Origin of the sequence: Streptomyces sp. NPDC086554, from assembly GCF_040686095.1 — a bacterium.
Lineage (GTDB): Bacteria > Actinomycetota > Actinomycetes > Streptomycetales > Streptomycetaceae > Streptomyces.
Genome location: NZ_JBFBJK010000022.1, coordinates 1 through 21,835, shown reverse-complemented (window position 1 = coordinate 21,835; position 21,835 = coordinate 1). Strand labels below are relative to the sequence as shown.

Below are 21,835 nucleotides of genomic sequence, written 5' to 3'. Positions count from 1 at the left end.
CTATCGTCCCTCCTGGCCTGACCCGCCGAGAGCCACGACGCGCTTCGCCTCCTCGATCGCGAACTCGAATCCGGCGTCCGGGTCGCGCAGCAGCCGCTGTGTGGCGAGCGCGTGCGCGCGCATGCGCGGGTCGGCGGCCGTCGACGCGGCCTGCAGAGCGGGCTCGATCACCGCACCCAGCGCGACAAGCGCCCGGCTGAGACTCAGCTGCGTCTCCCGCTCACCGCGCCCGAGCTGCGTCGCCAACACCGCCGCCAACGACGGCTCCTCGCCTTCCGGTACGAGCACGACCGCGGCCCGCCAGGCGCTCCGCGCCACCTCGTCGTCGGCGTCGGACAGGAGGGACCGTGTGATCGCCGGCCACGCCTGCGGGTCCCCGATCTTGGACAGCGTATGCAGTGCCTGGCTCCGTGCCTGCGTGCGCTCCGAGCGGACCTCGCGGAGCAACTCGGGGAGCGTCAGGGACACCGGGTGGCGGGTGAGCGCCCAGGTCAGCATGTCGCGGACGAAGAACTCGGGCTCGATCGCGCATCGTTCGACGAGCTTGGCGACGAAGCGCGGGTCAGGCGTCGTGCCGACCGCCAGGGCGGCCCGCAGTCGCACGGACGAACGGTCGTCCGCCAGCCCCTGGAGCCCTCGCGTCACATCGGTGTCCTGTGTCGTGATCGTCATCGAGACCATCACCTCCTTGGCGAGCAGTGAAGACCTTGTCACCGTGTCAAGGTCAAAGAGGCCGCTGTGCGCGGGGGTGGGGGTGGGGGTGGCGGGAATTTGGTGGTCCGCGTCATCCCTGTCACTGTCCGGTGGCGGCGCGCGCTGCGAGCGTGGTCGGCATGAGCACAGAGATCAACACCACGGACACAGAGATCACCGGCCTCCCGCAGAAGACCCCCGTCACCGTCATCGGCCTCGGCAACATGGGCTCGGCGCTCGCCGCCACCCTCCTGGACGCCGGCCATCCCACCACCGTCTGGAACCGCTCCCCCGGCAAGGCCGATGCCCTCGTCGGCCGGGGCGCGCAGCTCGCCGCGACTCCCGAAGAGGCCGTCGCCGCCGGTCAGTTGATCGTCGCCTGCGTCCTGGACCACGACGCGCTGCACGCCGTGGTCGACCCGGTTGCCGCCGCAGGAGGGCTCGCGGGCAAGGCCCTGGTCAACCTCACGTCCGGCTCCCCCGAGCAGGCCGACGACGCGGCGGCGTGGGCGGCTTCGCTGGACCTGGGCTATCTCGACGGGGCGATCATGACCACGCCGCCGGGCGTCGGGAGCCCGGAGATGATGTTCCTGTACAGCGGTTCGGCCGACGTCTTCGAGACCCACCGCCCGGCACTCGCGGCACTCGGCGACCCGCTGTACCTGGGCGATGAGCCGGGCCGCGCCTCCCTCTACGACGTCGCGCTGCTCGGCCTGATGTGGGCCGCGTTCACCGGCTGGCTGCACGGCACGGCCCTGCTCGGGGCGGACACGGGGACCGCCGGAAGCGGGAAGCCCACCAAGCCCACCAAGGCCACCGACTTCACCCCCGTCGCCATCCGCTGGCTCACGCACGCCGTCGCCGGTTTCCTCACCACGTACGCGCCCCAGGTGGACGCCGGGCACTATCCGGGCGACGACGCCACCGTCGACGTACAGATCGCGACGATCGACCACCTCATCCACGCGGCGGCCGGCCGCGGACTCGACAACGCGCTGCCCGAACTCCTCAAGGCCACCATGGAGCGGGCGAGCGCCGCGGGGCACGGTTCAGACAGCTATGCGAGCGTGATCGAAGTGCTTCGGGGGGAGCCTGTCGTGTGACTGTTCGGAAACAACGGCGGAAAGAGCCGCGGCCGTGCACATGATGGACCCGTGCACATGATGGATCGGCATCACGTCCTGGTGTCACGGGTCTTGGGGGGACCGCATGAACAAGCCGCTGCGCCGCATAGCCATCTTCTGCGGCGTGCTCACGCTCGCCCTGCTGCTGCGCGCGACGTGGATCCAGTTCGCCGAGAGCGACAAGCTCTCGACCCACGAGAAGAACCGCCGCGTCCAGATCGAGGCCTTCTCGCACCCCCGGGGCGACATCATCGTCGGCGGCAAGCCGATCACCGGGTCCAAGGAAGTCAGCGGGACGGACTTCAAGTACCAGCGGGTCTTCAAGGAAGGCCCCATGTACGCCCCGGTCACCGGCTACTTCTCGCAGGCCCAGGGCGGTACGTTCCTGGAGGGCGTGCACAACGGCGTGCTGAGCGGTGACGACGACCGGCTCTTCATCCGCCGCACCCTGGACATGCTGACCGGCGAGAAGCGGCGCGGCGGCGACGTCATCACGACCATCGACCCGAAGGCCCAACGGGCCGCCTACCAGGGCCTGGTGGATCTCGACGCGCGCGGCGCAGTGGTCGCGCTCGACCCGCGCACCGGCAAGGTGCTCGCGATGGCAAGCACTCCTTCGTACGACCCTTCCTCCTTCGCCGGGATCTCGGCGAAGGAGGGCAAGGAGTTCACCCGGCTCAGCAAGAACAAGGACAAGCCGCTGTCCAACCGGGCACTGCGCGAGATCTATCCGCCGGGCTCCACCTTCAAGGTCCTCACCGCGGCCGCCGCTCTGGAGCACGGCGTGATCGACGACATCGACAAGCCGACCGGCGCCAAGGCCCCCTACAAGCTGCCGCTCAGCTCCACCACGATCGGCAACGACGTGCCGGGCGCGCCCTGCGACAAGGCGTCCCTGAAGGTCGGCATGCAGTGGTCGTGCAACAACGTCTTCCTCGACACCGCGCTGAAGGTCGGCGACGACGACATGCGCGAGACGGCGGAGAAGTTCGGCTTCAACGAGGAGCAGTTCATCCCCGTCCGCTCGTCTGCGAGCAGCTACCCGGAGGACCTCGACAAGCCGCAGACCGCGCTGACCGGCATGGGCCAGGGCTCTCTCACCAGTACGCCGCTGCAGATGGCGATGGTCGCCGCGGGGCTCGCCAACGACGGCAAGCTGATGAAGCCGTACATGGTCGAGGAGCTGCGCGGCCCCGACCTGTCGGCGATCGAGAAGGGCAAGCCCGAAGAGCTCAGCCAGGCCGTCTCCGCGGACACCGCGCAGAAGGTGCAGAAGATGATGGAGCACACCGTCGACAAGGGCACGGCGAACAAGGCCCAGATCGACGGCGTCACCGTCGGCGGCAAGACCGGTACCGCGCAGCACGGCTCGAACGTCAACGACGAGCGCCCGTACGCCTGGTTCATCTCCTACGCCAAGCTGGACGATGGCTCTTCGCCGGTCGCGGTGGCGGTGTTCGTGGACCCGAAGGACATGGATATCCCGCGGTCGGAGATCGCGGGTGGGCGGCTTGGGGGGCCGATCGCTAAGTCGGTTATGGAGGCGGTGCTGGACGACTGAGCGCATCACGGTTCGTATGCGTCTGCGGGTGCGTTGTGGCTGGTCGCGCCCACGCGGCGGAGCCGCACATGTCAGAGCCCCGCGCCCCTTCGGGGCGCTGTCACGCCTCCAGCAGTTGACCCGCCAGCCGCTCGATCCGCGCGTGCCAGGCCGCCAGCACAGCATCCGCGTCGTCCATGGCTCCCGTCTGCGTAAGGACCAGCCGAGCCCCGTGGCCCGTGCCCTCGCCGAACTCCCACCGCACCTCGCCCTTCGGGTGCACGGCGTACGTCAGTGAAGTCGGCGCCGACACCGAGGTGACCGGACCCGCCGAGATGCCGTCCGCGAGGAACCCGTCGGGCGCGGTGTCGCCCTCCAACGGCTCCTCGCCCGCGCAGAGTTCGGCCCACACCCGGTCCGCGAACCGGACCAGCTGCCGCTCGAAACGGATGCCGTCGCCGGTCACCTCGCCGTGACCGAGGTCGAACTGCTCCAGATACGCCTCGTGCAGCTCCCCCGCGTCCTGGCTCACCTCGGCCCCGCTGCCGTCGAGGAACTGGCCGAGCGCCGAGAGGCACAGGTGCCAGCCGGAGGCGAAGCTCGCGGCGCCGAAGCGGTCGCCGAAGGTGTGCTCGAGGGTGAGGAGCGAGCCGCCGTCCCCGTCAGGGGCGATCTCCCAGCGCAGATGGTCGTCGCCCCAGCTGAACGCGAAGAGGCGGGGCTCATCGGCGTCGGTGACCTCGCCGGTCATGCCGGGACCCTCGTCGCCGGGGAAGTGGAACCCCATCGCACCGCCCGGCTTCAGCTCAAGCGTCACCTCGGAGGGGAACCAGTTGGCCAGGTGCGCGGGTCGGGTGATCGCGGCCCACACCTTGGCGGGCGGGTGCGCGAGGCGGCGCTCCATCCGCAGGACGCTGTGCCGGCCGTCGTCGGCGGGGCCGAGGGTGTCGGAGTGCGGGTTCATGAGGAGTCACCGTCCATCACATCGAGGCTCACCAGCCGGATGAGCCAACCGTAACGGTCTCGTAGCAGAGTGTGATGCGCGCGCCCGGCTCCCAGGCGACGTCGGGCACCTCCTCGGTGAGGCCGCAGGCCTGACCGACCAGCGCCTCAACGCCCCGCCCCGTCACTCCTCCCACGGCAGCCCCCTGCTGTGCAGCACGTCGAGCCGGGAAACCGCCCTGGTCAGGACCACGTACAGACGGCTCGGGCCGCGGCTCTCCGCCTCCGCGATGGCCGCTGGTTCGACGGCGACCACGTGGTCGTACTCAAGGCCCTTCGCGACAGACGCGGGCAGCACCGTGACACGCGCGCCCAGCTCGTCCGGGCCCGCGCTCTCGATGCCCGCGGCGGTGAGGGCCTCGCGGAGGCCGGGAGTGTCGGCGTCGGCAGCGATGACGCCGACGGAACCCTCGCGGGTCAGCGCGGCGCGCACCGCGTCGACGGCGGCCGCGCCGATGTCCCGTACCTCCCGGATGGTCAACTCACCATCGCCCCGCAGGGATCGGGCGGGCGGCACATCGACGTCGAGGGTGGCGAGGACGCGGTTGGCGAGGCCCACAACCGCCTTCGGGACGCGGAAGCCGGTGGTCAACGGGGCGACGACGGCATCCGGCTTCCCCAGATGGGCGAGGAGTCCGGGCCAGTCGCGGGCGGCCCACGGTGTCGTGCCCTGCGCGAGGTCGCCGAGGACCGTGAGCGAGCCGAAGTCGGCGCGGCGGGCGATCGCGCGGGCCTCCATCGGCGAGAGGTCCTGCGCCTCGTCGACGACGATATGGCCGTACCCCTCGGGCCGTTCGATGAGCCCCGCGAGCTCGTCGAGCAGGACGAGATCGGCGGCGGACCACTTCGCCGACTTGTACGAGCGTGGCGCCTTGCCCCAGCCGATTGCCCGCTGCTCCTCAGCCGTGAGGACGCCGTCGGCCGCGGCGGCGAGCGCTTCCGGGTCGGCGAGCAGGGCTGCGAGCACCTCTTCGGGCCGCGTCCTCGGCCAGGCCGCGTCGACGAAGGCGGACACGGGGCGGGCCCGGGAGATCTTCTGCAGCCAGGCGTTGTTCACGGCGCCTGCGCGGCGCTCGGCCTGGAGCTGGATGTGCCGGACGGCGCGGGTGCGGACGCGTTCACGCCCGACGGCGTACGGGGGTTCCTCCGCGCGCACGTCCTCGATGATCCGCTCAAGATCGTCGAGCGGGACCCGCCAGGTGTACGAACCTTCGGGTACGGCAAGGGAGTTGGCGGGCGGCGCGACGCGCTCGTAGAGGGCCCTTCGCAGTACGGCGGCCATCCGGGCGTCGTGCTTGACGCGGGCGGCGGCCTCGTCGTCGCGGGCGCGCACGGGGGCGGCGGGGCGGGCGATCTCGTCCTCGACGGTGGACTGCCGCACGCCGGTCTCGCCGAGGGAGGGGAGCACCTCGGCGATGTAGCGGAGGAAGGTGCGGTTGGGGCCGAGGATGAGGAGTCCGGCGCGCTGCACACGCTGGGGGTAGGTGTAGAGGAGATACGCGGCGCGGTGCAGTCCGACGGCGGTCTTCCCGGTGCCGGGGGCGCCCTGCACGCAGACGGATGCGGCGATCTCACCGCGTACGAGGTCGTCCTGCTCGGGCTGAATGGTGGCGGCGATGTCACGCATGGGTCCGACGCGGGGCCGCTCGATCTCGCCGGTGAGGATGCGGCTGCTCGGCGCGGGCGGTGCGTCCGGGGTGATCGGGGTGATCGGGGTGATCGGCGCGCCGCCGGCCAGCGGCTCGTCCTCCAGGCCGGTGAGATCGGCGGATTCGCCCTTGCTGCCGGGCGCCCAGCCGAAGCGGCGGCGGACGGCGACGCCCTGCGGGTCGCGCGCTCCCGCCTGGTAGAAGGCGCGCGAGACGGGGGCGCGCCAGTCGACCACCAGGGGCGGGGCGGAGGGATGTTCGGTGATGCGGAGCCGGCCGATGTGGTAGCTCTGCCCGCGGTGATCGCCCGCCTCGTCGGCCGCGGGTCCTGCGGTGGCGAAGTCCAGGCGGCCGAAGAAGAGGGGCGCTTCGGGGAGTTCGCGCATCGCTTTGGCGTGGCTGCGGAACTCGTAGCCGAGGACTTCGGCGTCGGCGCCGGACGCGGAGACGTCCGCTCCCCTGATGACCTGCTCCTGCGCCCCGTCGACCATGCCGGTCAGGGCGGCGCGACAGGCCTCGTGGTAGCCGCGTTCTTGGTCGAGGGCGCGGTCGAGGCCGGCGTCGGGGTTGGGGCCGAGGTCGGGGTCAGGCAGGGCATCGAGGGGCGTCATACCGACGAGAATAATGTAACCGAGTTAAATTTGTCGCCGAGTAAAATTCGTAACCACGAATCACATGTGCGCTACGCTGCCCCCATGACGGACGAAGAGTCGACCCCCAGGGCCCCCGGGGCCCCCGGCCTGCGGGAGCGCAAGAAGCAGCGGATGTACCAGGCGGTCTCGGAGGCGGCGATCGCGCTCTTCCTGGAGAAGGGCTTCGAGAAGGTCCCGGTCGCGGAGGTGGCCGCGGCGGCCGACATCTCCAAGCCGACCCTGTTCCGCTACTTCCCCACCAAGGAGGACCTCGTCCTCCACCGTTTCGCCGACCACCAGGACGAGGCGGCGAGGGTCGTCACGACCCGCCCCGCCAAGCGCACCCCCCTGGACGCCCTTCAGCGCCACTTCCTCGACGGCCTCGAACGCCAGGACCCGGTGACAGGCCTCTGCGACCACCCGGCGGTACGCGCCTTCCACCGCCTGCTGTACGGGACACCGTCCCTGGTAGCCCGCCTCTACGAGTACCAGGACCACTCGGAACAGACCCTGGCCGAGGCCCTAGGCGGCGACGACCCCCTCACCGCTCGCCTCGCCGCCGGCCAGATCATCGCCGTACAACGCATCCTCGCCATGGAGAACTGGCGCCGGATCGACGCGGGCGAGAGCGCGGACGAGGTATGGCCGGACGCGGTGGCGGCGGCGAACAGGGCGTTCGGACAGCTGCGGTCGGGGCTTTCACCGAAGCACGGCTGAGGGCCGGCCGACCGGCCAACCTCCCTAAGAACCCGACGAGTTGTCCACCAGCACGGCAATCCCGTCCAAGACCCGAGCGATCCCGAACTCGAAGTCGAACTCCGCATCCTCGGCGCCTGCCCCGGCGTCGGCCACATCCAGAACCCCCGCCCCCAGCAGCCGCCGCAGCGAGGGAAAGCGTTCGGGTTCGGACGAGGTCAGGGCGTCGACGGTCCGCGCGTACCGCCGCATGGCCTCGCCGGGATCCTGCCCCCGCTCCCGCATGCCCGCGTCGAGATCGGCCATCAGCGCGACATCGCTGCGCACGAAGCCGCTCACGAGCATGAGCACCGACAGCTTCCAGCCCTCTTCAAGGCCACTGTCGTCGAGCGCGGCGAGCCCCTGCTCCATCCACTCCAGCTGGTGCGGTGTCGCGGGCGGCGAAGTGATGGGGATACGGACGATCCACAAGTTGCCCCGCAGAACATCGCGCTGGGCCCGCGCCCACCACTCCAGGCGGGCCCGCCACCCCGTGACGTCGGCCGGCATCGCGGGAGGCGCTCCCGTGGCGGCGTCCTGCATCAGGACGTACAGCTCGTCCCTTGAGGAGACGTACCGGTACAGGGACATGGGCGAGGCGCCGAGCGTCTTCGCGACCTTCCCCATGGAGACGGCGCCGATGCCGTCAGCGGCCGCGATGGAGATCCCCGCGTCGACGATGCGGTCCAGCGTCAGGCCGGGCTTCGGCCCCTTGGGCGACCGCTCGCGCAACCCCCAGGCGGTCTCGAGGCTGGGGGAAAGACCCGTACCGCCCGCAGCACCGTCCGCCGCCTCCGCCATACGCCGCCGCCTCCTCCTGAGCTGCCGTGCTTGACGCACATCGTAGTTCTGCGTAACCCTTACTCAGTATTGCGTAAGCCTTACGCAGAAGAGAAGGGCTCGCCCTCATGCCTCCACCAGTCGCGTCCATCACGGCCAGCGGACTGACCAAGTCATACGGAAAAGGCACCCGAACCGTCCCGGTCCTCCGCGGCGTAGACCTCCAGGTCGCCCCCGGCACGGTCTACGCCCTCCTGGGCCCGAACGGCGCCGGCAAGACGACGGCGGTCCGCATCCTCACCACGCTCACCACCCCCGACGCGGGCACGGCACGGGTGGCGGGTCACGACATCCGTACGCACCGCGCCGAGGTACGGCGCGCGATCAGCCTCACCGGCCAGTTCGCGGCGGTCGACGAGACGCAGACCGGCGCGGAGAACCTGCGCATGATGGCGAGGCTCGCGGGCCTGCCACGCCGGGCGGCCCGGGCCCGCGCCGCCGAACTCCTGGACCGTTTCGGCCTCTTGGACGCCGCGGACCGCCTGGTGCGCACGTACTCGGGAGGCATGCGCCGCCGCGTCGACCTCGCGGCGGGCCTGGTGGGCGACCCGGAGGTCGTCTTCCTGGACGAGCCGACGACGGGCCTGGACCCGCGCAGCCGCCAGGAGATGTGGCGGCTCGTACGCGACCTGACGACGCACGGCAAGACGGTCTTCCTCACAACCCAATACCTGGAGGAGGCAGACCAACTAGCCGACCACATAGCGGTGTTGCACGAGGGCAGCATCGTGGCGGAGGGCTCGGCAGCGGCCCTGAAGTCACGCGTGGCGGGCCACCGCCTGGACGCGACACTGACGACGCCGGATGCCTACGCCCGCCTGGCCACCCGGGCCACGCACCACACCCCCGAAACCCTCACGCTGGGCTTCCCGACGGACGGAACGGCACGCGACGCACGAGAACTCCTCTCCGAACTGGACCCGGACTGCACGCAGTTCAGAACATTCACCCTGACCACGGCAACGCTGGACGACGTATTCCTGACGCTCACGAGCCCTGAACCAGAAGGGCTGACCCATGTCTGAAGCCCTGATCATGACCGGCCGGGCGATCCGCATCAGCCGCCGCAACGTGGACGCCCTGATCACCTCGATGGCGCTCCCGGTGATGCTGCTCCTGATCTTCGTCTACTTCTTCGGCGGCGCGATCGACACGGGTACACCCGCGTACGTGACGTATGTGGTCCCCGGAGTCCTGCTGCTCTGCGCCGGCTTCGGTTCGTCGAAAACCGCGTTCGCGGTCACGGAGGACCTCAAGGGCGGCATCATCGACCGCTTCCGCTCCCTGGACATCGGCGGCACGCAGATCCTCACGGGCCACGTCCTGGCCTCGGTGGCGCGCAACCTGATCGCGATGACGCTGGTCCTGGCCCTGGCTTTCGCGATCGGCTTCCGCCCCTCGGCAACACCCCAAGGCTGGCTGGCGGCCACCGCGGTCCTCTTGGCCTTCATCCTGGCCCTGTCCTGGCTCTCGGCGACGGTCGGCCTCCTGGCCAAGTCCCCCGAAGCGGCGGGAGGCTTCACCTTCTTCGTGGGCTTCCTCCCCTACCCAAGCAGCGCCTTCGTCCCCACGAACACGATGCCGAACTGGCTCCAGCCGTTCGCGACCCACCAGCCGGTGACCCAGGTCATCGAGTCGATCCGGGGCCTGCTCCTCAACCAGCCTGTGGGAACTACGCCTTGGGTGGCGGTGGCTTGGTGTGCGGGGATTCTGGGGGTTTCGGCGGCGGGTGCGGGGGTGTTGTTCAGGTGGCGGACGGGGTGATGCGGGGCGGACGCCGACCGGGCAGGCCGAGGGAAGCCTTGGCGGCGGCCAGCGTCATGGCGTACGAATCGACCGCGCGCCGCACGTTGGGGCTGTCCACGGCGGTACCGGTCGCCAATCGGTCAAGGTCCACATAGGCGGACCGGACGAGCTCGATCCAGCGGTACACCCGCCAGTCCTGCTCCCACCCCACGGTGTACTCGGCCGGGAGCATCTTGCTCCATCGCTCGAACATCCGGCGCCGGATCTCCGAGCCTGTCGGGGTGAGATGGAGATGGCGCACCAAGTCGTACAGGGGGTCACCAATCATGGCCAACTCCCAGTCGATCATGGTGAGTCGGCCGTGCTCGGCCCGCACGAGGTTCCATGGGTTGAGATCACCGTGGAGCAGTACGGACGTGCGGGGCGTGATGCGATGCCTGCCCAGGATCTCCCGCAGTCGGCTGCTGCCGGGGAGGCCTCGCTCACGGGCCTCGCGCCGGGACTCCTCGGGCAGAGACTGCACGAATCGTTCGAGTTCGCCGCTGAGCCAGCCGTAGAAGTCCGATTGCTTCGCTGCCGGGTCCAATCGGTCGTGGTCGACCCGGGTGAGGGCGTTCAACTGGTCTACGAGGTTGTCCGCCTCGTGCGGCAGCAATCCGTGGATGGGATGGTTCGGCGGCTGATCACAGCCGACGGGGCCTTCGTAGGAGTGGACGGCGAACGGATCCTCCCGGTCGCTCACCCCGAGCGCGAGGACCTTCGGCGCCCGGACCCCGGCCCCGGACGCCTCGATGGCGGCGAGCACGGCGTGTTCGCTGAGGAAGCCTCCCTCGCGACGCGGCACGGCGCCGGCCTTGCGGCGCACCACGACAGGGCGCTCGGCGCCGGCCACCCGCACCACCGTATTGAGGTGGGCGGTGCCCTTGAACACCCAGTGCTGCTGGGCCGCGCCCTCCGCGGCCAGCGCCTCGAGGACGGCGGTGCGGGGGAAGTCCGGGCGTTCCGGCACACGTTCGTCGGGTTCCCAGCTGAGGACGGAGGCGGGGCGCGGCCCGCTGTCCGCCGCCGCGCGCCCACCCTCGATCCGGGCCGCCTGCCACCGGAATAGCGCGGACTCGATCACGTTCCTGCCGGGCGGCCGCGCCAGGCCGAGGGCGTGGGCGGCCGCGTCCAGGGACTGGCGTACGGTTTCTGCCGCCGCGACGAGACGCGCGCTGTCGAGCACGTCCCCCAGGGACTCGGCCGCCTCCATCACCTCGAGATGGACCGCCCGGACCTGCTCGAAGGCGACATAGCTCCAGACGTCCTTGGTGGCTCCGGTCACTGCCGCGGGTCTCCGTCTGCGCATGGCGAAGACCCAGGCCTCGATGACTTCGTGCCACTGGAATTCGGGATAGCGCATACGCACCAGGTGGGACGCCAGGTCGTACACGGGGTCGCCGTAGGTCGCCTGCGCCCAGTCGACGCTCACCGGCTGATCACGGTCGTACGAGAGAAGGGTGGTCTCCCGGCGTAGATCCGTGTTCAGGAGGCTGTACGGACGCCGTGACATCGCGGGAGCCCGCTCCGCGCACCGGATCAGCGCGTCCGGCTCAATGCCGAACGCGGCGAAAAGACCACCAAATTCAGCCCAATTGGACCGCACGTCGCCCGTATGCGTACGCCTGGCCAGATCGTGCAGGAATCCTCGGCTGTCCTTCGCGTTGTGCGGCCAGCCGCCGGTCGGCTCGGGCAGCGACTCCTTGCGCACGAGCACCAGCCGCGCGAGCAGTTCTGCGAGGCCCTTGATCAGCGCGGATTCGACCGGTTTTCCGTCCTCGCAGAGACGCGCGATCGGTACGCCGGCCGTGTAACGCAGCGCCTCCAGGTCCTCCGAAGTGACCAGATGGTCCGGCAGCTCGGGGAGTACGGGGCGGACGGCACGGAAGATCACAGATCCGTCCGGCCAGGTGCTGATCGACACGTGCCGCTCCTGATGCTCGCGCGCGTACCCCGAAAGTGCTGCATACCCTAGTGGCGCCCGCGCTTCCCCACGACGCGGGGGAACCGAACGGGCGAGAGTAAACATGGGAATTAACGCGCCCGTGCACTCGGCGTTACTCGGCGAGCAGATCCCAGCAGGAGTTGAACCAGGACTCCATGGAGCGGACGAAGAGCGAGCCCTGCGACAGCGGCCCCGCTCCGTCCTCCTTGGCGTAGTGGATCAGATCGGAACCCAGGCCGCGCACGTCCACGGCGTCGATCTCCTCGCCGTCGTCCAGCGGGATGCGGCGCTCCACCACTTCGTACGGGCCGAACAGCGCCGCGGTGCCGTTCAGCAGATAGAGCTTGAAGCTCGGCTCCAGTCGCACCCGCCGAATCTCGACCTCCACGGAGGGCACCAGTCCTTCGCTCCGCAGCTCCTGCAGCACACGTCGCAGCGACTGTGTGTGCGCCCGGGTGATGGAGCGCAGGCGCTCCTGCGGCCGGGGATCCTCCGGCGCGCCCTTCGCGCGCGGGTAGGGCAGATCCAGCGACTCGGACGGCAGCAGCAGCCGGACCGTGATCCGCTGCGGCCGGATCTCCTCGGCGTGGATGCGCGCTGCCTGCAGGCGCAGATGGGCGTCGAGGGATTCGGAGGTCAGCGTGAACACGTCGAGCTTGACCTCGGGCTGCTCGAAGGTCCGGTCGATGAGTTCCCCCAGGTGGACCCGCCCGCCGGCGGGGGACGTGGAGTGCACCTTCGGCACCTTGATCACTAGCGCGCCGCTGCCCTGCCGTGCCTTGATCCAGCCTTCGGTGGTCAGGATGCGCAGCACCCGCTGGACGGTGTCGCGCGAGACGTCGAACTCGTCGGCGAGGCTCCGCTGCGTGGCCAGCCGGCTGCCCACCCGGTACGTACCGTCGGACAGCCGCGTACGCAGCTCGTCGAGGACGCGCTGGAACTCCTTGCCGCCTAAACCGAGCCGCTCGCCACCCACAGGGCGACGGTACCGCTGCCGGCCGCCAAGCGGGCCGCTTTCAGTCAACTATGCGGTGCCATATGCCAGTTGGTTAATCGATGTTCGCACCAGGGGACAACTCACTCAGTCCATCAGTCCAATTGGACTGGTCTGAGATATCCGATCAGGGGGAGGAAAAGAGACCATGGTCATCTTCCAACTGCTGCCGGCCGTCGTGGTCCGCGGCCTGGAACAGTTCGTGCAGTGGCGGTACGGCCCCATGGGGCTGCTGTGTTTTTTGCTGCTCGTCGCGGGCTTCCGGTTGCGCAATGGGACCACGCTGGCCCTGGGCGCGGTGGTGTTCATGATGCTGATGGCGCAGGCCTGACCGACGGGGGGGTCAGCCTCGTGATCGGAGCAGGCTGAGTACCGGCTCCAAGGAGCCGACGATGTGCTCGTGCTTGACGCCCGCGTCGCGCAGCAGCCCTACCTTGTGGTCGTTACGCGCGTAGCCCAGGAAGTGCACGCCGGCCCGCACCGCGGCCTCGTAGTCCGTCGGGGTGTCGCCGATCATCAGCGCGGCCGAGGGTTCGGCGCCCATGGCGCTCAGGGCGCGGTTGAGGCAGTACGGGTCCGGTTTGAGGAGATCGAGGTTCTGCGTCCGGCCGTAGATGTGCGGGGCAAAACACTGCTTGAGGTGCCGGGAGGTGAGGTACCTCTCCACGGCGCGGGCGGAGTTGTTGGTGGTGACGGCGAGCCGGGCGCCGACATTGACCCAGGTCTGGATCACCGGGTCGGCGTACGGCGTGGGCCACGCGGTGGCCGTCGCCCGCAGCTCCTGCTCGCTGAGCTGCTCCTCGACCTCGGCTATCAGATCGCTGCCGGGGTGCCGGGCGGCGACGGCGTGCATGACGGCCTGGGGGTCCGCCTCCTCCCGCATCCCGTCCGGCAGCAGGCCGTGCAGCCCACGTTGCTCGAGTCCGCGCACCAGCTCTTCCGCGATCCTCTTCGCCGAATGCCCGGCGAAGAGGCGGCAGATGGGCCCGTCGAAGTCGAAGAGCACGAAACGGGCGGGAGTGATCAGTTCTCGAAGTTTCTCGGTCTCTTCTGCCATCCGCTCAGTCTGCGTCGTATCAGGAGTCACCAAGAGAGTGTCAGGTCCGTCGAGATGGTTGCCCAGAGGGCGTCGAACCATTTCTGGGACTCTTCCACGAATGCCGTGTCCCGCTGGGTCGCCCCCGTCTCGAAGGAGAAGAGGGGGGATGCCAGGCCACCCACGTCGTACGCCTCCACCTCCGTGGTGCCGACGTCCAGGGTGTTGCGCCCGATCGTGTAGTAGGCGAGCAGGGCCTCCCTGCCGTTCAGGAGGTATAGCTTCACGGGTGTCGTGAAAGGCAACGCGCGGAACGAGACGTCGACCTCGATGCCGTGCGACTGGCGCAGCGCCAGCAGGTTGTGGCGAAGGACCTGACCCTGAGTGTTGCGCAGTTGGAGCCAGCGCTGGTGGACCCTGCCCCCCTCGTCCTCGCCCTCGATCGGCTTCGGGAAGGCCAGGTCGATCTCGCTGCTCGGCAGCAGGATGCGTACGGAGATCGACTCGGGGCGCAGGGTGCCCTCGTGGATGAGGCGGACCGGCTCGCCCAGCGCGATCATCAGGGTTTCCGCCGTGAAGGACACCACGTCGATCCGGACGTGCGGCTGCGAGAACGCCTCCGCAAGGCGGGGCGCGAGGCCGACCATGGACGCCTGTGGTTCCACCCCCGACGCGGCCGGCGCCGACGGCGCCGCCGCCACCCTCGGCGGACTCCCCTTGCTCACGTTGGCAAGGAGTCCGTCCCCCTGCAGCGTCTTCAACGCCTGCCGCACCGTGCCCCGTTCCACGCCGAACTCCTCCGCGAGCACCGCTTGCGTGGGAAGACGGTCGCCCGGCCTGAGGGCGCCGGAGCGGATGCGGTCACGGAGGGCGTCGGCGATGTCCTGGGGAGAGAGCTTTCTACTGCCGTTCACTGCAACGTTCTCCTGGGTCACGACCAGACGATACAACTCCCCGCCATCTCACGGCAGTTGTCTTGAAGTTGTTTATGTCGTGGGACCAAGTGGGGACAACTTAAGTGAAGTTGGTTGCCAACTTACTCAAGATGGCAGAAGGAGGAACCACCATGACCGTCATAGCCCTCCTCGCAGCCGTGTTCGCCGTCACCTTCGAGCAGTTCGTGCAGTGGCAGTACGGGCCCATGGGCATCGTCGGACTGCTGCTGCTCACCGTTGGCATCAAGGCGAAGAGCCCCACCTGCAGTTCCATCGGCGCCGTCGTCCTCGCGCTGATGATGACCGGGCCCGCCATGTGACACAGGGCGCCGAGCCTTGAGCGCTTCAGCCCCGCGCCAGCTCCAGGTCCTGGCTGATCGTCCCCCACAGCGCGTCGAACCACAGATGCGACTGCTCCACGAACGTCGTGTCCCGCAGCCCGTCACCCTGCTGGAAGGGGAAGAGCATCGACTGCGCGCCCTGGGCGTCGTACATCTCCAGGTGCTCGTGGTCGATCTCCTCGCTCTGCTTGATGAGGGTGTAGTACGCGAAGAGCGCCTCCGAGCCGTTGAGCAGGTACAGCTTCACCGGCGGCGTGAACGGCAGGGCGCGGAACGAGACGTCCACGTCGATTCCGTGCGAGGTGCGCAGCGCGAGGAGGTTGTGGCGAAGGACCTGCCCCTGCGCATTGCGCTGGTCGAGCCAGCGGCGGTGCACCTGGCCGCTCTCGTCGTCCCCGCTGTCCACCGGCGCCGGGAAGGCGAGGTCGATGCTGCGGCTCGGCAGCAGCACCCTGACGGTGACCTTGGCCGGTTTGCGCTGTCCGGCGTGAATCTGACGGAGGGGTTCCCCGATCGCCATCGTGAGCGAGATGGAGGTCAGACAGAGCGCGTCGATCACTACGTGCGGGGCCTCGAACGCGGCGGCTATGCGCGGCGCGAGGCCGACCATGGTGGGCTGCGGCTTGACCCCGCCGGGCCCGGCGGGCGGGCGGCCGCGGGTGTCGGCGACCGTCGCGGGGCTGCCCTTGGACACGTTCGCCAGCAGGTGCTCTCCCTGCAGAATGCGCAGCGCCTCGCGGATCACGCCGCGCTCCACACCGAACTCATCGGCCAACTCCGCCTGGGTGGGCATGCGTTGGCCCGACCGAAGCGCACCGGACCTGATCCGTTCGCGCAACTCGTCGGCCACGTCGCGGTGCGACGTGTGCGGCCTCTTCATCCCATTGACGGGGGCATGTTCCGGGCTCACAACCAAACAGTACAACTTCGCGCCATCTTTGGGGAGTTGCTCGGAAGGTGGTTATGAGTCGAGCCATCGCGGAGATAACTCAGATGAAGTTGGTAGCCAACTTAGGCAACCTGGCAGGACCCTCCGGGGTTGGCCACCAGCCGTTGGCCGTCGGATGGCTACCAGCCGGATGGGACCGGGTCCCCGCCGGGTCCCGAAAGGGGGAACGTCATGCCGCTCATCGCCATCGTCATAGCCGCCCTCGCCATTGGATTCGAGCAGCTCATCCAGTGGAAGTACGGACCGTTGGGCATCGTCGCCTTCGTCCTGCTGACCGTGGGCATCAAAGCCAAGAACACCAAGATCAGCGGGGTCGGGGCCGTGCTCCTCGTCCTGCTGCTTGCCCAGTCGGGCTGACCGGACGGGCTGACCGGGCTCCCATCCGGAGGGGAGCCGGGAGTCCGGTCAGTCGCTTCACCGAACAACTCGAAGAGATCAGAAGATGTCCGGGCACCACGGGCGCCTGGGTGTACGGAACAGCGAGTCGGCGGCAGCGGCCGCGCCCGCCCGCTCCTGAGTCACCCGCCCCGCCCCGGCCAGCCGCACCGCGGACTCGTCACCGAGCCACAGCGTCCCCAACTCGCCGACATCGAGGGACAGTTCGGCCGGGTCCGCGGTCGGTGCACAGACCGCCCCGTCCGGTGTCGCGTCGAGCCGGTAGCGCCCGGCAGCGAAACCCGCGGGGTCGGCGATCTCGAGCACCAGAGACCCCGCCGTCCCGTACGTACGCGATTCCAGCGCCCGTACGACATCCAGGATCCGCACCCAGAGCCAGTCCGACTGCCGGTTGAGGCGGGCGGCGCGCGGGTCGGGCAGGAACAGCGGGAGCAGGTCGTCGGGGGCGCGGTTGTCCGTCTTGACCGTGCTCACCCAGTCGATCGAGCAGAGGTAGCGCCACAGGTCGCGCTCGGCGGCGGTCGTCGTGGCGATCAGGCCGAGCACGGTCAGCGTGTTCTGCGGCTGGCTCGCGTCGCTCCACTTGTCGTCCGTCTTGTACGCCACCAGACCCTCGACCTCGCCGGACGCCGAGCGGTAAAGCGCGTAGAAGGGCTCGGTCCACGGGTCCTCGGGGGTGATCAGCTGCCCGGTGTTCCGCAGCCACCAGCGCTCGTCGCGGTCGATCACACCGTGCCGGCCTGCCCGCATCCGGTCGTGCAGCGCGGGACCTTCCTTGCGTACGTCGCCGCCGTCGACGAGGTCGATACGGGCGCCGTCGGACGGACCCGCCCAGCGCGCGTCGAGCCCGGCCCGCGGTACGTCGATGACCCACTCGGTGACGACCGTGGCGGGCCCGAATCCGTACCGTCCGTAGATCGGGTACTCCGCGGAGATGAGCGTGGCGACCATGTCTCCGCGCTCCTTGGCCGCGGTGAGGTCGGCGGCCATCATGCGGCTGAGGAGGCCGCGGCGGCGGTGCGTCGGGGAGACGGTAACGTTCGAGACGGCGTCGGCGGGGACAGGGGTGCCGCCGGGCGGGGTCAGCTCCTGTGGGAACGACCTGAAGGTCGCGACGATGCGGTCACCGTCGAAGGCGGCGAGGGTACGGGCGTAGTCGATGCTCGCCCTGCGGTTGGCGACGACCTCGTCGGAGACCGTCGCCAAGGGGCGCAGGAACCCCGCGTTGCAGGCACGGATCCACTCCGGCAGCTCGTCATCTGCGATGGGCCTGACGGTGATGTCGCTCATGGGATCACGCTAGGCCGGGGGCCGTCTGGGTCGCATCCGGTTTCTTCTTCGGCCGCAGGTCTGTCGTGGCTGGTCGCGCAGTTCCCCGCGCCCCTTCGGGGGCGCTAGAACGCCGCCCGGATCTCCCCCACCTCCGCGGCCCCGCCGAGCAGCGGCACACGCCCCACCCTGGAGAGGACGTCCGCCTCCACACCCGCCAAGCTCAGCGCCCTCGCAAGGACCGGCCCCAGCGCCCGCAGCCCGCCGTCGTCCACCTTGAAGGCCAGCGCGCGGCCGTCCGGCAGGGCGAGGGCCTGGACCGCCTCGGCGCCCATCTTGGACAGGGCGCCCGGCAGCTCCCGCATGATCCAGGTGTCCGGGCGGCGCGTCCCGGCAACGTACTCGGGATGGGCCCGCATCGCGTCCGCGACCCGGCGCTCGGCGCTGTCCTCGGAGGCCAGGACGAAGTGGCGGAAGGCGCGGGCGAGGCCGGTGAGGGATATCGCCATCAGGGGCGCGCCGCAGCCGTCCGTGCCGACGGAGGCGACCTGCTCCCCCGCCGCCTCCTCGACGACCGTCAGGATCAGCCGCTGGAGCGGGTGCTCCGGGTCGAGGTAGGAGTCGGTGGGCCAGCCGTTCAGCTCGCAGACCGCCAGCATCGCCGTGTGCTTGCCCGAGCAGTTCATCGTGACCCGGTCACGAACGGCACCCGCTGCCAGATATGTCTCGGCCTCGACCGGGTCGAGCGGCAGATCCGGCGGGCACTGCAGATCCGCCGCGGTCAGGCTGTTCTCCGCCAGCATCTTCTGGACGAGATCCCGGTGGAAGCCCTCACCGGAGTGGCTGGCCGCGGCCAGCGCGAGGCGCTCACCGGAGAGGTCGAGCCCCGCCCGCAGAATCGCCGCGGCCTGCATCGGCTTGTTCGCCGAACGCGGGAAGACCGGCGCCGTCACATCCCCCATCGCCAGATCCACGCTGCCGTCGGCCGCGAGCAGCACCAGGCTTCCCCTGTGACGGCCCTCGACGAAGCCGGAGCGTACGACCTCGGCGAGGACCGGAGGTATGAGAGGGGCAGCGGTGGAGGTCATGTTTCGGCCTTCCGGGGCGGAGGTGGCGTGACGGCCGCCCGCGGAAGCCGGGATCACCGGGTCACGAGAGCAGATCGTCTACTTGTGCTTCGCCTTCACGGTACCTGCGGGCGATCTCCGCACTGCAATCGTCCGCCGTACGCTGCAGCTCCTGTCGGCGCCAGGAAACCTGCTGTTCGCAGCGGACGAGCCGCCCCATGGCGGTGTGCAGCTCGTCGTCCGTACGGGCCTCCAGGTCGGAGAGCTCGACCTCGGCCAGCATCTCCGTGGCAAGCAGGCCGTACTCCGCGCTGTGCGGGGTGCCGAGCGTCACATGGCGGGCCGACGAGCGGTGCCGGGCCGGGGCGTCCCTGAGGATCTCCGAGAGCCGGTCGACGACAGGACCGGCCTTCCCTCGCGGGTCCGGCGCCTGCGGGTCCCTGCGCCGGGCCGCCTCTGCCCGCAGGATGTCGATCCGTCCCTGCAGCAGGCGTCGTACGTAACTGAGATCCGCCTCGTTCTGCTGCGCGTCACGGCGCAGCTCGCGCAGTTCCCGCAGGAGCAGCGCGGACAGATCGTGCTCCACCTGATCGGGCAGTACCGGGCTGCCCGTGCGCTGCGTGGGCGGACGCGGCACGTTCGTACGTCGTGCGACGCTCATGCGGGTCAGCGACACAGGTCCGGGCGGCTGCCCCGTACTTGGTGTGCTCATGTGGCTCTACCGTCCCCTCGACCGGCGCGGTACACCGCGTGTGAGCATGGTGCCACCCCGGGTGGCCGCTATGTGAGCGAGTGCCCCCAATCGGCCCCAGATGGGGGGTTCAGGTGCACGCCTTGGAGCAAGGCGTCGCCGCCGTACGGGGCACGGCATGATGGTCCGTATGCGTGCTGTGGTGCAGAGGGTGGACGGGGCGAGCGTCGTCGTCGGCGGCGAGACGGTCGGCGAGATCAAGGGCGAAGGGCTCTGCGTCCTCGTGGGAGTCACCCACGAGGACACCAAGGAGAAGGCGGCCCAACTGGCCCGCAAACTCTGGTCCGTTCGGATGCTGGCGGACGAGAAGTCCTGCTCGGACATCGACGCGCCGCTCCTTGTCATCAGCCAGTTCACGCTGTACGGCGATGCGCGGAAGGGCCGGAGGCCCACCTGGAACGCCGCCGCACCCGGCGATGTCGCCGAGCCCCTCGTCGACGAGGTGGTCGCCCAGCTGCGAGCGCTGGGCGCCACGGTCGCCTGCGGCCGCTTTGGCGCCCAGATGCGGGTCTCGCTGACGAACGACGGGCCGTTCACGGTGCTGCTGGAGATGTGACCGCCCGCCCACCCCGATCCCCTACGGCTCGACCACGACCTCCTGCGCCGCAGCCGTCGTGCCCGCGACCAGCTCCGCGTCCACCGGTACGTTCCGCTTGATGAGACCAAGCGCGATCGGGCCCAGCTCGTGGTGGCGTACGGCCGTCGTGATGAAGCCCAGCTTGCGGCCCTCATCGCCCTCGGAGGCCAGGCGCAGCTCCGTGCCGGCCACCGGCAGATGCACCTCGCTGCCGTCCAGGTGCAGGAAGACCAGGCGGCGCGGCGGCTTGCCCAGGTTCTGGACGCGGGCGACCGTCTCCTGGCCGCGGTAGCAGCCCTTCTGCAGATGCACCGCCGAGCCGATCCAGCCCAGCTCGTGCGGGATCGTGCGGTGGTCGGTCTCGAAGCCGAGCCGCGGCCGGTGCGCCTCCACGCGCAGCGCCTCGTGGGCGAGGATGCCGATCGCCGGGCCGTTCTCGTCGGCGTACGACTCAAGGGACGTACGCGGCAGGAACAGGTCCCTGCCGTGCGGCATCTCGCGTACGACGACGCCGTCCGGGACCGGCGCGATCGAACCGGCCGGCAGGTGCACGACCGCGAACTCGGCCGTGCGGTCGGCGACTTCGACCCGGTTGTAGAACTTCATGCTCTCCAGGTACGCGACCAGCGCGTCCTGCGTGCCGGGCTCGACGTGCGCCCACACCGTCTCGCCGTCGTCGACGAGGGCGAGGTGGTGCTCGATGTGGCCGTGCGCGGAGAGGATCAGCGCCTCGGTGGCCCGGCCCGCGGGCAGCTCGCTCACATGCTGGGTGAGCAGCAGATGCAGCCAGCTCAGCCGGTCGGGTCCTGAGACGGTGACGACGCCGCGGTGCGAGAGGTCCACGAGACCGGTGCCGTCGGCGAGGGCGCGCTGCTCACGGAACAGATCGCCGTAGTGGGCGGCGACGCCTTCGTCCACGCCCTCGGCGGGGACGGCGCCGGGCAGGGACAGGAGGGGGCTCTTCATGTTCACCAACACTACGACCCGGTAGACCGCACGCTTATTCCTCGGCCTGTTCCTCGGTCTGTTCCTCGGCCTATTCCTTGGTCTGTCCCTTGGCCGAACAGTTCTCGCAGCGCCCGAAGATCGCGAAGTGCTTCAGGTCGGTGTCGAAGCCGAAGCTGTCCCGCAGCTTCGCGGTGAACTCCGCCGCGACGGAGACATCGGCCTCGATGACGTTCGTGCAGTCCCGGCAGACCAGGTGCATGTGGTGGTGGCGATCGGCCAGGTGGTACGTCGGCGCCCCGTGCCCCAGGTGCGCGTGGCTGACCAGGCCGAGCTCCTCCAGGAGCTCCAGCGTCCGGTACACCGTGGAAATGTTGATCCCCGACGCCGTCCTCCGCACTTCGCAGAGGATGTCGTCGGGGGTCGCGTGCTCAAGGGTGTCGACGGCCTCGAGGACAAGCTGGCGCTGCGGCGTCAGCCGGTAGCCGCGCTGCCGCAGGTCGCTCTTCCAGTCGGTGCTCACCACACCTTGGAGTCTAGGGCCTGTCCGATGGGTCAGGCCGGTCTTCGCGCCGGGTGCCGATTCAGCAGGGCCGAGCGGGCCCTGGTGCGTGCAGCTGCAAGGCGGAG

At 69.7% G+C, this 21,835-nt stretch carries 23 protein-coding genes; 9 read left to right on the top strand and 14 right to left on the bottom strand.

Translation table 11 applies throughout. The features are described 5' to 3' along the window. The gene (locus AB0O76_RS31385) at positions 1–672 is read right to left on the bottom strand and encodes a HEAT repeat domain-containing protein (RefSeq protein ID WP_365498285.1); all 672 of its coding nucleotides are present in this window, start codon (positions 670–672) and stop codon (positions 1–3) included. Between the two features lie 161 nt (positions 673–833). Here AB0O76_RS31385 and AB0O76_RS31380 point away from each other — a divergent pair, with 161 nt between their 5' ends. After that, positions 834–1,796, top strand: coding sequence for an NAD(P)-binding domain-containing protein (locus AB0O76_RS31380; RefSeq protein WP_365497924.1), 963 nt, complete (start codon positions 834–836; stop codon positions 1,794–1,796). Between the two features lie 106 nt (positions 1,797–1,902). Next, positions 1,903–3,378: a penicillin-binding protein 2 gene (locus tag AB0O76_RS31375; protein WP_365497921.1), complete on the top strand. Its 1,476-nt coding sequence runs from the start codon at positions 1,903–1,905 to the stop codon at positions 3,376–3,378. Positions 3,379–3,478: 100 nt separating this feature from the next. Here AB0O76_RS31375 and AB0O76_RS31370 read toward each other — a convergent pair whose 3' ends face one another. Together AB0O76_RS31370 and AB0O76_RS31365 are read right to left on the bottom strand one after the other, a co-directional pair. Then, complete coding sequence (locus AB0O76_RS31370; protein WP_365497918.1) at positions 3,479–4,321, bottom strand: SRPBCC family protein; 843 nt, start codon at positions 4,319–4,321, stop codon at positions 3,479–3,481. 162 nt (positions 4,322–4,483) lie between these two features. Then, entirely contained in the window at positions 4,484–6,619 is a 2,136-nt protein-coding gene (locus tag AB0O76_RS31365; RefSeq protein WP_365497915.1) for an AAA family ATPase, read from the bottom strand. A gap of 84 nt (positions 6,620–6,703) precedes the next feature. Here AB0O76_RS31365 and AB0O76_RS31360 point away from each other — a divergent pair, with 84 nt between their 5' ends. Beyond that, a complete protein-coding gene (locus tag AB0O76_RS31360; RefSeq protein ID WP_365497912.1) occupies positions 6,704–7,357 on the top strand; it encodes a TetR/AcrR family transcriptional regulator in 654 nt (217 codons plus the stop codon). Between the two features lie 24 nt (positions 7,358–7,381). Here the strand turns inward: AB0O76_RS31360 and AB0O76_RS31355 are convergent, their stop codons facing one another. After that, a complete protein-coding gene (locus tag AB0O76_RS31355) occupies positions 7,382–8,176 on the bottom strand; it encodes a TetR/AcrR family transcriptional regulator (RefSeq protein ID WP_365497909.1) in 795 nt (264 codons plus the stop codon). A 107-nt stretch (positions 8,177–8,283) separates the two neighbouring features. On the opposite strand from AB0O76_RS31355, the gene AB0O76_RS31350 reads away from it, so the two are divergent. Both AB0O76_RS31350 and AB0O76_RS31345 read left to right on the top strand, forming a co-directional pair. Next, on the top strand, positions 8,284–9,240 hold the full coding sequence (locus AB0O76_RS31350; RefSeq protein ID WP_365497906.1) for an ATP-binding cassette domain-containing protein: 957 nt from the start codon (positions 8,284–8,286) through the stop codon (positions 9,238–9,240). Beyond that, positions 9,233–9,979: an ABC transporter permease gene (locus AB0O76_RS31345; RefSeq protein WP_365497903.1), complete on the top strand. Its 747-nt coding sequence runs from the start codon at positions 9,233–9,235 to the stop codon at positions 9,977–9,979. Before AB0O76_RS31350 ends, AB0O76_RS31345 begins: the two co-directional genes overlap by 8 nt. Here AB0O76_RS31345 and AB0O76_RS31340 read toward each other — a convergent pair. Beyond that, positions 9,960–11,924, bottom strand: coding sequence for a phosphotransferase (locus AB0O76_RS31340; protein WP_365497900.1), 1,965 nt, complete (start codon positions 11,922–11,924; stop codon positions 9,960–9,962). The genes AB0O76_RS31345 and AB0O76_RS31340 overlap by 20 nt on opposite strands. Positions 11,925–12,057: 133 nt before the next feature. Then, complete coding sequence (locus tag AB0O76_RS31335) at positions 12,058–12,921, bottom strand: winged helix-turn-helix domain-containing protein (RefSeq protein ID WP_365497897.1); 864 nt, start codon at positions 12,919–12,921, stop codon at positions 12,058–12,060. A gap of 166 nt (positions 12,922–13,087) precedes the next feature. Here AB0O76_RS31335 and AB0O76_RS31330 point away from each other — a divergent pair, with 166 nt between their 5' ends. Next, a complete protein-coding gene (locus AB0O76_RS31330; RefSeq protein WP_365497894.1) occupies positions 13,088–13,270 on the top strand; it encodes a hypothetical protein in 183 nt (60 codons plus the stop codon). Positions 13,271–13,282: 12 nt separating this feature from the next. Here the strand turns inward: AB0O76_RS31330 and AB0O76_RS31325 are convergent, their stop codons facing one another. Together AB0O76_RS31325 and AB0O76_RS31320 are read right to left on the bottom strand one after the other, a co-directional pair. Then, positions 13,283–13,996, bottom strand: a complete 714-nt coding sequence (locus AB0O76_RS31325; protein ID WP_365497891.1) for an HAD family hydrolase — start codon at positions 13,994–13,996, stop codon at positions 13,283–13,285. A 26-nt stretch (positions 13,997–14,022) separates the two neighbouring features. Further along, positions 14,023–14,916, bottom strand: coding sequence for a GntR family transcriptional regulator (locus AB0O76_RS31320; protein ID WP_365498282.1), 894 nt, complete (start codon positions 14,914–14,916; stop codon positions 14,023–14,025). 125 nt (positions 14,917–15,041) lie between these two features. Here AB0O76_RS31320 and AB0O76_RS31315 point away from each other — a divergent pair, with 125 nt between their 5' ends. Further along, entirely contained in the window at positions 15,042–15,230 is a 189-nt protein-coding gene (locus AB0O76_RS31315) for a hypothetical protein (protein ID WP_365497888.1), read from the top strand. A 25-nt stretch (positions 15,231–15,255) separates the two neighbouring features. On the opposite strand, the gene AB0O76_RS31310 is transcribed toward AB0O76_RS31315, so the two are convergent. Then, positions 15,256–16,131: a GntR family transcriptional regulator gene (locus AB0O76_RS31310; RefSeq protein WP_365497885.1), complete on the bottom strand. Its 876-nt coding sequence runs from the start codon at positions 16,129–16,131 to the stop codon at positions 15,256–15,258. A gap of 240 nt (positions 16,132–16,371) precedes the next feature. Here AB0O76_RS31310 and AB0O76_RS31305 point away from each other — a divergent pair, with 240 nt between their 5' ends. Next, on the top strand, positions 16,372–16,557 hold the full coding sequence (locus AB0O76_RS31305; protein ID WP_360776410.1) for a hypothetical protein: 186 nt from the start codon (positions 16,372–16,374) through the stop codon (positions 16,555–16,557). 78 nt (positions 16,558–16,635) lie between these two features. On the opposite strand, the gene AB0O76_RS31300 is transcribed toward AB0O76_RS31305, so the two are convergent. From AB0O76_RS31300 to AB0O76_RS31290, 3 genes are all read right to left on the bottom strand, one after another. After that, positions 16,636–17,886 (bottom strand): GNAT family N-acetyltransferase, encoded by a 1,251-nt coding sequence (locus tag AB0O76_RS31300; RefSeq protein WP_365497882.1) that lies wholly within the window; start codon positions 17,884–17,886, stop codon positions 16,636–16,638. 104 nt (positions 17,887–17,990) lie between these two features. Continuing rightward, complete coding sequence (locus tag AB0O76_RS31295; RefSeq protein WP_365497879.1) at positions 17,991–18,953, bottom strand: asparaginase; 963 nt, start codon at positions 18,951–18,953, stop codon at positions 17,991–17,993. Between the two features lie 61 nt (positions 18,954–19,014). Next, a complete protein-coding gene (locus AB0O76_RS31290; protein ID WP_365497876.1) occupies positions 19,015–19,644 on the bottom strand; it encodes a hypothetical protein in 630 nt (209 codons plus the stop codon). Between the two features lie 169 nt (positions 19,645–19,813). Between AB0O76_RS31290 and dtd the strand changes: the two genes are divergently transcribed. Continuing rightward, positions 19,814–20,239 carry a D-aminoacyl-tRNA deacylase gene (dtd, locus tag AB0O76_RS31285; RefSeq protein WP_365497873.1) on the top strand — a complete coding sequence of 142 codons (426 nt, stop codon included), beginning with the start codon at positions 19,814–19,816 and terminating at the stop codon, positions 20,237–20,239. A 21-nt stretch (positions 20,240–20,260) separates the two neighbouring features. On the opposite strand, the gene AB0O76_RS31280 is transcribed toward dtd, so the two are convergent. Together AB0O76_RS31280 and AB0O76_RS31275 are read right to left on the bottom strand one after the other, a co-directional pair. Then, positions 20,261–21,226, bottom strand: a complete 966-nt coding sequence (locus AB0O76_RS31280) for a folate-binding protein (protein WP_365497870.1) — start codon at positions 21,224–21,226, stop codon at positions 20,261–20,263. Positions 21,227–21,296: 70 nt separating this feature from the next. Then, positions 21,297–21,731 carry a transcriptional repressor gene (locus AB0O76_RS31275; protein ID WP_365497867.1) on the bottom strand — a complete coding sequence of 145 codons (435 nt, stop codon included), beginning with the start codon at positions 21,729–21,731 and terminating at the stop codon, positions 21,297–21,299. Positions 21,732–21,835: the final 104 nt, after the last annotated feature.

Coding starts and splice junctions, on each gene's coding strand:
- AB0O76_RS31385 (WP_365498285.1), bottom strand. CDS start 672: ATGACGATCACGACACAGGACACCGATGTGACGCGAGGGCTCCAGGGG.
- AB0O76_RS31380 (WP_365497924.1), top strand. CDS start 834: ATGAGCACAGAGATCAACACCACGGACACAGAGATCACCGGCCTCCCG.
- AB0O76_RS31375 (WP_365497921.1), top strand. CDS start 1,903: ATGAACAAGCCGCTGCGCCGCATAGCCATCTTCTGCGGCGTGCTCACG.
- AB0O76_RS31370 (WP_365497918.1), bottom strand. CDS start 4,321: ATGAACCCGCACTCCGACACCCTCGGCCCCGCCGACGACGGCCGGCAC.
- AB0O76_RS31365 (WP_365497915.1), bottom strand. CDS start 6,619: ATGACGCCCCTCGATGCCCTGCCTGACCCCGACCTCGGCCCCAACCCC.
- AB0O76_RS31360 (WP_365497912.1), top strand. CDS start 6,704: ATGACGGACGAAGAGTCGACCCCCAGGGCCCCCGGGGCCCCCGGCCTG.
- AB0O76_RS31355 (WP_365497909.1), bottom strand. CDS start 8,176: ATGGCGGAGGCGGCGGACGGTGCTGCGGGCGGTACGGGTCTTTCCCCC.
- AB0O76_RS31350 (WP_365497906.1), top strand. CDS start 8,284: ATGCCTCCACCAGTCGCGTCCATCACGGCCAGCGGACTGACCAAGTCA.
- AB0O76_RS31345 (WP_365497903.1), top strand. CDS start 9,233: ATGTCTGAAGCCCTGATCATGACCGGCCGGGCGATCCGCATCAGCCGC.
- AB0O76_RS31330 (WP_365497894.1), top strand. CDS start 13,088: ATGGTCATCTTCCAACTGCTGCCGGCCGTCGTGGTCCGCGGCCTGGAA.
- AB0O76_RS31325 (WP_365497891.1), bottom strand. CDS start 13,996: ATGGCAGAAGAGACCGAGAAACTTCGAGAACTGATCACTCCCGCCCGT.
- AB0O76_RS31315 (WP_365497888.1), top strand. CDS start 15,042: ATGACCGTCATAGCCCTCCTCGCAGCCGTGTTCGCCGTCACCTTCGAG.
- AB0O76_RS31310 (WP_365497885.1), bottom strand. CDS start 16,131: ATGAAGAGGCCGCACACGTCGCACCGCGACGTGGCCGACGAGTTGCGC.
- AB0O76_RS31305 (WP_360776410.1), top strand. CDS start 16,372: ATGCCGCTCATCGCCATCGTCATAGCCGCCCTCGCCATTGGATTCGAG.
- AB0O76_RS31300 (WP_365497882.1), bottom strand. CDS start 17,886: ATGAGCGACATCACCGTCAGGCCCATCGCAGATGACGAGCTGCCGGAG.
- AB0O76_RS31295 (WP_365497879.1), bottom strand. CDS start 18,953: ATGACCTCCACCGCTGCCCCTCTCATACCTCCGGTCCTCGCCGAGGTC.
- AB0O76_RS31290 (WP_365497876.1), bottom strand. CDS start 19,644: ATGAGCACACCAAGTACGGGGCAGCCGCCCGGACCTGTGTCGCTGACC.
- dtd (WP_365497873.1), top strand. CDS start 19,814: ATGCGTGCTGTGGTGCAGAGGGTGGACGGGGCGAGCGTCGTCGTCGGC.
- AB0O76_RS31280 (WP_365497870.1), bottom strand. CDS start 21,226: ATGAAGAGCCCCCTCCTGTCCCTGCCCGGCGCCGTCCCCGCCGAGGGC.